Here is a 13,016-nt window from a genome sequence, read left to right as displayed (position 1 = left end):
ATATGGATAACAATCAGAATAAAGAGCAAAAACCATATAACCGTAACGATGCTATCTCAGCTTTCATGCAAGACGCGCCAGCCAAAGACAAGGGTGTGCTAGGACACGTACGCGATGCAAGCTTATCATTCCTTGCTGACGGCGTTTTAGGTGTCGGTGAAGCAGTGGTTGGCTTGAATAGCATGGCTACCGGTGGTCTTACGGGTAAAATCCTTAAAGACACATTAGGCTATGATGCGAAAGCGGCTCATGAATTTATCGGTGAATTGAAAACCGACAAGTACAAAGAGCAGCAAAAAGAGTTTCAGGATGCCGACGGTATTGGCGCTAAGTTTGGTAAAGCCATAAGTAATCCGTCATTGGTTACTAATACAATTCTTGAATCCCTGCCATCAATGGCGCTTGGCGGTGCATACTCTAAAGGCATAGGCATTGCTGCTAAAAGTCTATCGCCAATAGTAAAGGGTGCCATAGGAGAAGGCTTGGTTGGTGCTGGCATGTCAGCTGAACAGATACGTCAACAAACTGATGACGGTCTATTGACTGGCAAGCAAACGGCACTTGCTGCCGCTACTGGTGCAACAACAGCGGGCTTTGGTTTTGCTGGCGGTAAAGTTGCACAGAAACTTGGTGTCGGTGATATCGATACTATGCTGGCTGGAGGCACGCGCGCAGCAAGTGGGCGTGCTGCTAACGAAGGTGCAGAAGGTGCGGTCAACCAAAAGAACATTGTTAGACGCGCCTTGGAAGGTGCGGTCACCGAAGGTTTGTTAGAAGAGCTACCACAGTCTATATCAGAGACAGTACTGCAAAATATCGCTCTAGACAAACCAATAGAAGAAGGCGTCGATGCTGCTGCCGTACTCGGTTTGTTATCAGGCGCAGCGATGGGAAGCTTTGCTGGCGGTATTACTCGAAACAATAAACCAGCCAGCGACGTTACCCCAACGGAAGACATGGGACAAGAAGTGCCTAGGCTTGGCTCGCCCAATCCTGATAGACCGGGTGGCGGCAACCAACTTGGCTATCAAGGTGAGGTAAGCGACCCAAATAACCCTAATTGGATTGAGAACGCTAACCCAGATTACTTTAATCGCGGTCAAGGTCCTGATGCCGGTGGTATGCGTAACCTAAATCCTGACCCAGAGCTTACTTATAACAGCGAGCTTGGTGGTCAGTTTAGTGCCACGCAAGATGGAACGGTATTTAGTGAGGCTGAGTACAACGACTATCTAGCACAGCAACAAGCACAAGCAAGAGCTACCCGTGACGCTGGCATGAGCGATATTAATGATGTCACCCAAGTGCCAGAAGGTTATGAGCAATTTGGAAGCGACCCGCGCTTGCCAGCACCTCGCAGTGATTTTGAAGTGACGCCTGACGGTACAGCGCAAACGGCAGCCGACGTAAATGCCAACATCCAAAGTGTACGAGCTGCTAACGTTGAAAGACTTGCGAGGCGACTACGTGGTGAGTTGCAAGACAATACGCCAGTACCAGAAGGTGCATTAGGGTTTGGCAACCTTGAAGCTACTGATAACCGTAAGCTATCTGAACGTATGGGCCTTAATCCTAATGCTGGCGGCTTAAGTGCAGCTGCTGCTATTGCCGTGGATAGTGGCGCTAGTTCGGTCTCTGCCAACTTTGAACAGGCAAGCGCTAGAAACGTGACACCTAATTCTTATGATCAGTCAGCTCCAAACAATGCCCTCACCCAAACATCAGGAATAAATCCAGTCTCAGGAAATAGTGGAATTACTGAAGCTCAGGACTTGCCCACACAAACCAAGTGGCAGCAATCTATGAGCGCACGCTTGCAAGGTGCCGACCAATCAAGCCCAGAGTATGCACGCTTATTACAAGCCATTATTGATGAGCCCAAATCTATTCCAGTTAAAAATAAGATGCTGCGTGAAGCCTCATTGATACCACAAATGGAAGTACAATCAAAACAGGTTGACCCTAAAGCGCGCGTCGTTGATGAAGCAAAGGCTAAGACAGTCGCATACACTCCTAAAGGCGATGAAATACAATCACAGTGGGATGTAATCGATGCAAGCCAGCTTATCACTAGCAATACCGATACCTTTAGCCCGAACCCAGACTTCCCTTCTGAGCGTCAGCCACGCGACCGTACACGTGCCGGCAGTCAAAAACAAGTCAATGACATGGCTAATAAGCTACAGCCAAACATGTTGGGTGCAAGCTCTGACATATCAACCGGCTCGCCCTTCATTGGTGCCAACGATAATGTAGTCGACTCAGGCAATGGCCGAACGATGGCCATCAGACGCGCTTATCAACAAGGCGGCGAGAAAGCGCAAGCATACCGTCAGTTTGTCAGTGAGAGCGCTGGCAAGTATGGCCTTGATACAAACGCTGTCAATAATATGCAAGCGCCGGTACTGGTACGCCGCAATATGTCAGACATGGATAGAAATGAGTTCGCTGCAGCAGCGAATCAGCCAGCAGTTGCTCGCATGAGCTCGACAGAGCAAGCAGTGAGCGACGCTAAGCGGCTACCCGATGCCAGTCAATTAGCTTTTGGCGCCGATGGTAATATGAATCTATACCAAAGCAGCAGCTACGTTAAAAACTTTATATCTGGTCTTCCTGCTACTGAGCAATCAGCCATGATGGATGATGCTGGCGCGTTATCACAAGAAGGTAAACGTCGTGTTGAATCTGCCATCATTCAAGATGCATACAATGCGCCAAACTTAGTGACTGCTATATCTGAGACGCTAGGGGAAGGCTCGCAAAACATTCTTAAAACGTTGACCAGTAAAGCACCACAAATAAGCCAAATTAATAGCAATGTGAAAAGTGGTGACGCTTTTACCAATACATTAGCTACAGACTTGGGCGATGCAGCACAGGCTTATATAGATATCGTTAAAAGCGGTCAAGACGTAGAGACTTATTTAAATCAAGACGATATGTTTGGTGAAGGGCTAAGCGCTGGCGCGACTGAAATGCTTAAAGTGTTCTCTGACAATCGACGCTCAGCCAAAGCCATTGGTGAGGATATCCAGCAACGTATCAACGCTGTGACTGGTAGAGGCAACCCGAAGCAGGGCGGTCTATCGTTTGACGATGAGCAAACCTCAGCACCTACCCCTGCAATCAATGGCAATAGAGGTCCAGTAGTACAGGACTTGCCAGCTGCTACTCCAGAGGTTGCTGCTAACAACGCAACAGCCCAAGATGATAGTTCTATAAGCGAGCTCTCAAGAAAGTATGGATTCAACGATGACAATCGACTAGATCATGGTGAGCTATCCATCCCAAACCGTACACGCAACATAGATAAAGAGCTTGATGGTTATAAGCGCGATAAAGCAAAAATCGATGCCAAAAAACTTGATGAAGTGAAGGCTAAAAACACCGAGAAGGCGGAGGTGGAGAAAGAACGCCTAGTACCAATCAAAGAGAAGGCCCAAGTAGCGTACAAGCAGTATGGCGCCGCGATGGTCAAAGCATATAAGGGCAAGCTTGAAGCACAAGGAGTGAATGCGCGTGACTTTATACGTGATGAAGCGCAATACAATCCTGAATCGTTCCTGAGGCTGTCTAGCAAGTTTCAAGAGGAGCAACAAGCCAAACCTCAATCACCTGTAGCAAAACAGGAAACAGTGGTTTCTAACCCAATGAAAACGCCTCAGTCTTCTGTAGTAAAAGCAGAAACAGAAAAACCAGCTGCCAATACTGAGCCAAAACCCAAGCCTAAGTCAGTTGTACCAATAACAGATGAGGCAAAATTCAGCCGCTCTGCAACCAACATAGATAATATTAAGGGCACCACTAGCACCACGCGCAAACAAGTACTTGGCAAGTTAAATAATAAGTTCGGCAAAGAGACTATTGCCAAGCTCATGGCTGACGGAAAACTTGATATAAAAATGCTGTCTGACTTTGTACAGGAAGGCAGGCTAACCATTCCAAACGATGTAGATGGCTTGTACTACAATGGCAAAGCGACTTTGATTGCCGATAACTTATCTGACGATATGATTATCCCAACCTTCTTGCATGAGCTTGGCGGTCATGGTGGCTTGCAAACCATGATGAGTGACAAGGCTTATGCCGCCTTGATGAAAGATTTTGATGCCATGGTTAAAGCGGGCGACCCATTGGCCGTAGAAGCAAAAGCCATGGCTGATAAAGTTGCTCGCAACGAGCAAGACGCGCTTGACGAATACCTGCCCTACCTGATTACTTTGGCGTCACGCCAGCAAGGTAAGCAAGGCAAGGTTGCTGGCATGATTAATCGTATGATTATGGCTATCCGGTCATGGTTAAAAAATACGCTTGGCGCACCGGTTAAAATTAACTCAAAAGACGTGTTGGCACTAGCTGAACGTATGGTAGAGACTCGCACACGGACGCCGCTACTCAACATAGAGTCGTCAGTTAATAGTTTTGAGGGTATCAACGCACCTGAAGAACAGATCAGCGCTGTTAAGAAAGAACAGGCAGCCGAACCAAGAAAAGCACCTAACGGCAAGCCTAGTAACTTGAATGAGCAGCAATGGCTGCAAGTTCGTACACCAGCATTCAAGCAGTGGTTCGGTGATTGGGAGAATGACCCAGTTAATGCGTCTAAGATACTCGATGATAATGGCGAGCCTCTTGTTTTATATCATGGTGCCAAAAGTGATTTTTGGGCGTTCGATATGAGCAGGTCTGTGCCTGAGCGCAATAACGGCATGATGGGCATGTTCTTTACTGACAACGCTAAAATGGCGGCAGGGTATGCAGTTGATCTAGCAAAAGAAAAAGAAGTGTTTTCAGCTAAATCTAATCAGTTTAAGGTTGCACGTACTTTTAATGATAAAAGATACATGCTCGAAGCTGAGGGCAAGACTGGTGATGAAATCCAAGAGCTGACCAAAAAAGAATATGCCGCCATAAAAGACGCTGAAAGAAACTTTGAAGCGGCTAGAAAAGCAGCATATGACCAAGCATTCAATAACGCCACCGATAGAACAAAGGCTGTGTTCATCAACTCACAAGCACCGTTTGTGCAAGACGCTAAGGGTGAGGGTTTTTGGGGTGTGAATAAAAAAGCGGCAGAAAATTACGCCACTGGTATTTATGATGGGATTGTAAACGACAATGTACTTGATGACGTTAGTTCTGAGTTCTCACAAGGCCCAGCCAAAGTGGTTATTTCTTTTGACGCCACTAATATCAAGTCTGCTACCGATAACGTAGGCGCGTTTGACGCCAATAACGATGATATTCGCTACAGCCAAGGCTCTGACGGTATGAAGTTTAGTCGCGCTGCTGGTGGTATAAATGACCCAATGGACCCACGCAACATTGCCAAAGAAAGCATGACGCGCTTTTACGACTGGGTATCTTCAGCTCCGCCCGGTAAGCTATCATGGTGGCACAAGACCATCGGCACCATGTACAACTTGGCACAGCGTAACCCTATGTTTAAACCGGTCTTTGATAACACTGAGAAGTTCATCAATGACGTGTCTTACTACGCCTCAAAAGCCAGTGAGTTTGCGCCACGACTACTGCCACAGCTTGATTCACTACGTGATATCACCAAGTCCGCTATCGGTGCCAAGGATAACGAGGCGCTAAGTAAGCCAATTTTTGAGGGCACACTGCTATGGGGCCGCGACCTTAATGGTAAAGCGGTACTCATTGAGGACTGGCGCAAAAAGGTCATGTCCGCCTCAAAGCAAGACCGATTGCAAATGCTAAAAGATGCCAACCGTATCACGCCAGCACAGTTGCAAGAATTGGCCAAGATGAACAACATCCAAGCCAATCGCTTTATCAATGGCATTATCGATGAAGAAGTTAACGCTGGTCTTGTTTGGAAAGATGCTGAGCTGCGATCTAAATTCAATCTTGACGATAAGCAGATTGAATTATACCGAGAGTTCCGCGCTACCACAGATAATAGCCTTGATAGTATGACGCGCTCAGACATGCTCAGACGTTTGGGTAAAGATGCGGCCGCTATTGAAACAGCGGTCATGGAAGCTGGCACGTTACGCGAGGCAGTATTTAACATTGAGCAGCATATCAATAGCCTGATACAAGCCAGCCCGAAAAAAGAAAAGTCACTTAAAAACACGCTCAAAGATATCAAAGAGTCGCAGTTCCGTACCAATAAACTTATCGATGACGGCTATGCGCCACTGTCACGTTTTGGCCAATACACCGTCGATGTGGTAGATAAAGACGGCAACCGTGAATACTTTGGCATGTTTGAATCTGCTTATGAAGCACGCAAGATGAAAGCGGAGATGGACGCGCTGTATGGTAATGACAATGACTTTACTGTCACCCAAGGCGCATTATCTAACGAAGAATTTAAACTGTTCGCTGGTGTGACGCCTGAGACGGCTGAATTGTTTGGCGAGATGATGGGGCTTGATGCAACAGGTGACAAAGCTGCTGATGATGCATTCCAAGAGTACCTACGCCGCACTAAAAATAACCGTAGCACCATGAAGCGCCTGATGCACCGTAAAGGTATCAAAGGCTATTCTGAGGACGTTGGGCGTGTGCTGGCAAGTTTTGTGTACTCCAATGCGCGTCACACGTCTGCCGCTTTAAATATGGGCAACCTTGACCGTAGCATTCAAGACATTCCAAAAGGCGAAGGCCAGTTAAAAGATGCAGCTGTAAAATTAGCAGAGTACATTAAAAACCCACAAGAAGAGGGTAACGTCATTCGCGGCTGGATGTTCGCACAATACTTAGGTGGTTCTGTTGCTTCTGCCGCGGTCAACATTACGCAGCCTATCGCTGTATCGTTTCCCTATCTCAGTCAATTTGGTGGCGGAGTGAAAGCTGCTGCTCAGTTAAATAAATCATTGATTGATTGGGGTAAATCGCTGAAGAGCAAAAACAATGACCATTTCGAAGCGGATTTACGTGAAGCTATTGAACGTGCAGAGGCAGACGGTACGCTTAGCCCGCAAGAGGTCCACAACCTACTCAGACAAGCCAGCGGTAAGAATCCACTAAGCGCTGGTGACGGTACAAAAATTGGTGATGCCAAAGCGCTTGCAGGTAACACACTGTCTCGCGTTAGTCTGGCATGGGGTTCGTTATTTAGTTTGGCTGAGCAGTTTAATAGACGAGTAACATTTGTGGCCGCTTATCGCATGGCGAAAGAGCAAGGCATGGATGATCCAGCAGCGTTTGCCACTCAGTCAATCAAAGAGACGCAGTTTGTGTATAACAAGGCCAGTCGCATGAACTGGGGTCGCGGCGCGGTAGGTGGTACGCTAATGACCTTTAAAACTTATACCGTGTCTTATATGGAGTTGATGCACCGTCTATGGACACAAGGCGAGAAAGGTTCTGTTGAGCGCGACCAAGGTCGTAAGGCTGTTGGCATTATGATTGGTACATTGTTATTGCTAGGTGGTGCTGGTGGCTTACCATTCATGGAAGATGCCGAAGACTTGGTAGATGGTATCGGTCAAATTATGGGCTATAACTTTTCATCTAAGAAGGTGCGTCAGCAGTTCTTGGATGAATGGGTGGGCGAGATGGCTGGCGACTTTATTGACGGCGGTATCTCAAGCGTATCAGGTTCACCAACCGATGTATCTGGTCGCTTGGGTCTGGGTAATCTAATACCAGGTACAGGTATCTTTAAAGAGCGCACCAGTAACTCGCGTGATGTACTCGAGATAGTTGGTCCTGCTGGTGACTTTGTGGGTCGTGTTGCTACCGGCACAAGAGATATCGCCAAAGGCGTCGCTAATCTTGATAGTACTAGCCTTAAGAAAGGCGTTCTAGAGTTTGCACCTACAGCTGTAAGAAACGCCGTCAAGGGTACCAGCATGGCAACGTCTGGCATTTATAAAGACACGAAGGGTTATAAAGTCGCTGACGTAACGCCGGTCGATGCTGCCTTTAAGTTCTTTGGCTTCCAGCCACGCGATATATCTAAAATCCAAGAGGCTAACTATCTTGGGCAGTCGTCAACGTCTTACTACAACTTACGCGCTTCTAGCATACGTGCGCTGTGGGCGGCTGGCGTGGTCGAAGGCAATCAATCCAAGGTCGCTGATGCACGCGCTGCAGTCAAAGATTGGAACAAGAAAAACCCTAATCAAAAAATCATCATCAAGCCAAACGATATAGCAAGACGTGTGCGCGAGATGAAGATGGATAAGGTAGATCGCGTTATCAAGCTCGCACCAAAGTCAGGGCGTGGCACACTGGCGCAGGAGTTAAACAATGTGCGTGACGGCATGTAATCCAACTATTAGATAATCTTTAATAGCTCACCCTAAGTGGTGGGCTTTTTTATTACCACTCGCCAGATAGCAGATATTCATTAGTCGGCCTGCCACCTTGGGTATTCGACATTAAGTCGTAAACCCCGTATAGCCTACTCTCTCACGAATAACCACAAACTGTGGGAATTCCAGCATGCCAAGAGAGCAGCGCCAGCATTAATTATTTTTCCTCTATGTACCTATCTGGAAACTCGGTTTTTATAATGAAATCAACTGTCGTGCGCTTCCACCATTTAAGTTGTTTATTGGTTCTATCAGGCGGGTACTTCTCCATATAATTGTTGATGAAAGTACGCGTATCTTTAAACCCGCATTCATTAGATACTTGCTTCAGCGTTAACCATTCAATCACTTTGTTACCTCACTAATATAGAGAGCATCATGCCTGCATGCCCAGATAATACCAACGGTTGTATTACTCTGCAGAGCTTGCTGGCCAATGATTATTCACTAACAGATGGCTATTTATATTTCGAAGTGCTCGATAGGCTGGCTGGTTGCAGTTGAAACTATCGGTACGAGACTCACTGGAAGCTATGCGATGTAGCCAGCATCTTCGGCCAGTGGCTTTTATTATTCACATCTTATCATTTGAAGACCTTAACGTCGGTAAAATCAGTACCGATCAGTTATAGAGCTATGCTGAGCGTAAAGGTTGGTATGGGGAGACTGCTGAGAAGTGGTTAGATCCGAATTTATATATTTTAACTTAAACATAACAATCTAATAGAAAATCTGCCGTATATTTTTTACGGTATGACATGCTACAATCAGATATTATACTAGTTTTAGGTAGGATTTCTCATGTTAAAAAGATTCTCTGTATCTAACTACCGCCAATTTAAAGATATTTTAGAGTTTGATTTATCGGCAAGTAATTACGATTACAATAAAGACTGTACGAAAGATAACTTGATCAAAATGGCTTTAATTTATGGCAAAAATGGTACAGGGAAATCAACTCTTGGATGGGCAATTTTTGATTTAATTTCGCACTTAACTGACCATCAAACAAGCGATATAAATGACTTCTATCTTAACGCCCTATCCACTGAAAAAGTTGCCTATTTCAAATTTGAATTTGTTTTTTCTATTAAAACTAAGCCAGTTGATGTTATATATGAATACACAAAAAACAATAAAAAAATCCTTATGTCAGAGAAACTAACAATTTGTAATAAAGTTGTTTTAGACTATCAATTAAACAAACCTCTTTCAACAAATCTTGTTGGTACTGAACACCTGAATAAAAACATTAACCCAGCTCAAAATTTATCAGCAGTAAAGTACATATATAGCAATACTAACCTAGATAGAAGGAACACCAATAATAAGTTATTTATGGCTTTTATAGAGTTTATAAGTCATATGCTGTGGTTTCGTAGCGTTTTTGATGGCATGTCATTCATGGGATATCAAACAGGCTCTAGGAAATTTTTAGAAGACATTCTGAAGAATAACAATCTTAAAGATTTTGAAATTTTCTTAGGTGATATGGGTTTAGATTACGCTTTAGTTCCGTTAAAAACCGTATCTGGACTTGAAATAGGTGTTAAATTTTCTAAAGACAGTACACCCATTCCTTTTTTTGAAATCGCTTCGACAGGTACAAAAAGTCTGACACTTTTATATTATTGGTGGCAAACAATAAAAAAAGATGAAATCCGACTATTATTTATTGATGAATTTGACAGCTCTTATCATTTTTATCTATCTCAAGAGTTGATTAAAAGACTTAAAGGTTTGAAAAATACACAAGTTATTTTAACAACTCATAATACGGACTTATTATCTAACGAGTTAATTAGGCCTGATTGTGGTTATATAATAGATGGAAAGACTATAAGGTCATTAAATAAATGTACTGATAAAGAATTGCGTCAAGCCCATAATTTAGAAAAACTATATCAGGCAGGTAAGTTTAATGTCTAGCATAATATTATGTGTTACTGAAGGAGAAAAAACTGAAGTTAAAGTGCTTGAACGTCTTCAAGCAGAATTTCTGGATAAACCAATAGAAATTATATGTTTTGGAACAAATATTTACCAACTCTATCGAAAGGTTAAAGATGAAGATATTGAATTTTTAATCACATACGAAATTTTGCAAGAAATCAGTCAAGAAAGGAAAGGTAAAAGAGATGACGTGCTATCACAATATTCTCAAATTGAAATAGCAGAAATTTACTTGTTTTTTGACTACGATGGACATGATAACTTATCAGATAAATATCCAGAATGCATTGAGAATATGTTAGATATTTTTAATAATGAAACTGAGAATGGTAAGTTATATATTAGTTATCCTATGGTAGAGGCATTTAAACATCCTGTAAACAAAGAGGAAATATATGATATATCTCAAGGCAGTAAATATAAAAATTATGTTTCAAAAATCTGCCCAGAACAACTTAATAAATTCATTAATCAACCATTAAATAAAAGAGATTGGTCGAACTATTTTATTGAGCATATGAAAGCCATAAACTTTTTAGTTCGAAATGACTTTTCTTACCCTAGTGATTATCTATACATAAATAAATCATTCACTCAAGTTGGTATTTATGAGAATCAAATTACTAAATATATTAAACCAAAAAACCATATATTAGTCCTGACCCCATTCGCTCTTTTTTTAATTGAATATCTTGGGGAGACTTTGTTTGAAGAATGGGCACAGTTAGCGTTAACAACTTAGAATCAATTTATCTATAACTAGCTTAAAGCTATTAGTCCTTTCCATCGCCGACAACTTTCAGAACAATAAACAACCTGTACCCAATCTTTTTCCCATTCCTTGCGCCAACTAAAGGGACGCTGGCACGGTACACGGTAACAAGTGACAGCGACGGCTGTCAGCTGATAAGTTACAGGTCAACATGTAACTCAACGCTACCGAAAAATGTTACAGGGTAACGCTACATGAGAGATATACACCGCAAAAGCCCGATCATTCCACTCGCCAAGACTAATGTTCAAAGGCAGATAGAATGACAGCAACGGCAGAAGATCAAGAAAGAATATGCTGAACAGCTATGATTTCACTCCACAGTCGTGATAGATGCGCAGCACATTATCGGTAACGCTAATATAAACACTTTTTGCTTGCCAGCCAATAATTACTCACTGACAAATAGTTATTTATATTCTGAAGTGCAACGATAAGCTGGCTGGCTTGTTAGATATTCGTCTAAATCGCTTTTATAGTAAACAATACATCTATGGCTAGGCTTAAAAAAACGTATGCCATTGGTGTCTTGGCATCGCATTTTTTGCAATGTCGCTGTTGATACACCTAGGTAGCTCGCTGCATATTCAGGCGTCAGCGGCGTGTTCGGTGGATTGTTAATAACAAACTGCTTCATCTTCACTTTTTCGTCTTCAGTGACGTTCTTCCATAGCTTCTTAGCCATCATCGCTCTCCTTGTTAATGATGATCTACTCGTACTCATCTGACTACGATTCAAACTTCAGTCTACCTGACAAGCTAAAATCATATTAAATAGATACGCTCAAATCTGAGCCTATTAGGGTGTAAAGAATTTAACACCCTACTCTCTAAACACATGACATCAATCATCATTCAAATCTGAATCATCTATACTTCCTATCAAACAGCACGTACCAGCAGACGCAGCCTGACGCAATCAATCCGCAACTGGATGCAACGAGATAACCCCAAGCTTGGGGGCATCTATCTCCATTTTGGAAACAACCACTTCACGAGCATTTCTCGGCAACTGAGTTATCCGGTAATTCCGGACAACTGAACTGTTTGAATTTTTCTAATAGTTGCGCAATATCAATTATGGCCAATAAATAGCAAGTACCAGGGCTTCCCCAAAAACTTGCACACCCAATAGCAAATATTAAACTGTGATCGCTAATAATTATCCATCCGCCATTGACGGTTGGAGGTAAGCATTGCCCAGAAGTAGGGCGTACGTTTGGTACGCCCTACTTCCTAAGTACCTGATACTCATGATAATTCAAAAATGATTTACCTATTTTCTCAATACTAATCAGCGCCTAGTATTGCTTATGAGACAAAACTGTCTCACCTACCTTCTCGCCTGTGTGGACGATACCATCAGAAAGCACGGACTACGGGGTTTACACCTCGATGGTGAATACCCAAGGATAATAGCATCACCACCAATTGTGAGCGTACTAAAGAAAGGATTCAAAAGGCTTGCAGCCCGCAGCCCGTGGTGTCATTGAATTACCACAAAATGTGATTATCTCTACAAGCAGTAAACCAACAGGGGTTGTGAGGAAACTCTATGCTGTTTTAAATATGAAAGACTTGGAACGTCGCAGGAACGTCTCTTTGACATATTTAAACAAGGTGCGACTATTCAAACATAACTTTCCATAGCCAACGCAGTTTTGCGTTGGCTATGGAATAGGTTGCTTATAAATTCTTCAAAGTGAGTAGACCCTTGCCCAATTTTGGGCATGGCCATTAAAAGCCTAACATTCAATTTAAACCTGCCAGCGTTCTATTCCGCATTTCAAACACTAAATCAATAGGTCTAATCACCATTGGTGACTAGGGACTACAGGGTGTCCTAGAATTTAGGACACTCATATTCATAATTAACCCCAATTCGGGATAAGCCTTATCATAAAGCATTGATTATATTTGGATTATGACTTTTATCCTTGTAATGGCATATATTTAATAGTGGGTTTATAGGGAAACCAGCAATACGCGATTAAACC

5 protein-coding genes are annotated in these 13,016 nt (G+C 43.2%); 3 read left to right on the top strand and 2 right to left on the bottom strand.

From position 1 onward, the window contains the following. The first annotated feature begins 2 nt into the window (after nt 1-2). The 3 genes from KZA12_RS11210 (at nt 3) to KZA12_RS11200 (ending at nt 10,989) form a co-directional block, all read left to right on the top strand. Nucleotides 3-8,249 carry a PLxRFG domain-containing protein gene (locus KZA12_RS11210; protein ID WP_218690289.1) on the top strand — a complete coding sequence of 2,749 codons (8,247 nt, stop codon included), beginning with the start codon at nt 3-5 and terminating at the stop codon, nt 8,247-8,249. Nucleotides 8,250-9,095: 846 nt separating this feature from the next. Next, the gene (locus KZA12_RS11205) at nt 9,096-10,223 is read left to right on the top strand and encodes an ATP/GTP-binding protein (protein ID WP_218690288.1); all 1,128 of its coding nucleotides are present in this window, start codon (nt 9,096-9,098) and stop codon (nt 10,221-10,223) included. After that, nucleotides 10,216-10,989 carry a hypothetical protein gene (locus KZA12_RS11200; protein ID WP_218690287.1) on the top strand — a complete coding sequence of 258 codons (774 nt, stop codon included), beginning with the start codon at nt 10,216-10,218 and terminating at the stop codon, nt 10,987-10,989. Before KZA12_RS11205 ends, KZA12_RS11200 begins: the two co-directional genes overlap by 8 nt. Nucleotides 10,990-11,006: 17 nt before the next feature. Here KZA12_RS11200 and KZA12_RS11195 read toward each other — a convergent pair whose 3' ends face one another. Beyond that, nucleotides 11,007-11,150 carry a DUF2256 domain-containing protein gene (locus KZA12_RS11195; protein ID WP_218690352.1) on the bottom strand — a complete coding sequence of 48 codons (144 nt, stop codon included), beginning with the start codon at nt 11,148-11,150 and terminating at the stop codon, nt 11,007-11,009. Between the two features lie 278 nt (nt 11,151-11,428). Further along, complete coding sequence (locus KZA12_RS11190; RefSeq protein ID WP_218690286.1) at nt 11,429-11,704, bottom strand: helix-turn-helix domain-containing protein; 276 nt, start codon at nt 11,702-11,704, stop codon at nt 11,429-11,431. Nucleotides 11,705-13,016: the final 1,312 nt, after the last annotated feature.

Source organism: Psychrobacter sp. BF1, from assembly GCF_019279065.1.
Lineage (GTDB): Bacteria > Pseudomonadota > Gammaproteobacteria > Pseudomonadales > Moraxellaceae > Psychrobacter > Psychrobacter urativorans.
Note: the sequence above shows the minus strand (reverse complement) of the source record. Positions and strands in the feature narration are given on the sequence as shown.

Coding starts and splice junctions, on each gene's coding strand:
- KZA12_RS11210 (WP_218690289.1), top strand. CDS start 3: ATGGATAACAATCAGAATAAAGAGCAAAAACCATATAACCGTAACGAT.
- KZA12_RS11205 (WP_218690288.1), top strand. CDS start 9,096: ATGTTAAAAAGATTCTCTGTATCTAACTACCGCCAATTTAAAGATATT.
- KZA12_RS11200 (WP_218690287.1), top strand. CDS start 10,216: ATGTCTAGCATAATATTATGTGTTACTGAAGGAGAAAAAACTGAAGTT.
- KZA12_RS11190 (WP_218690286.1), bottom strand. CDS start 11,704: ATGGCTAAGAAGCTATGGAAGAACGTCACTGAAGACGAAAAAGTGAAG.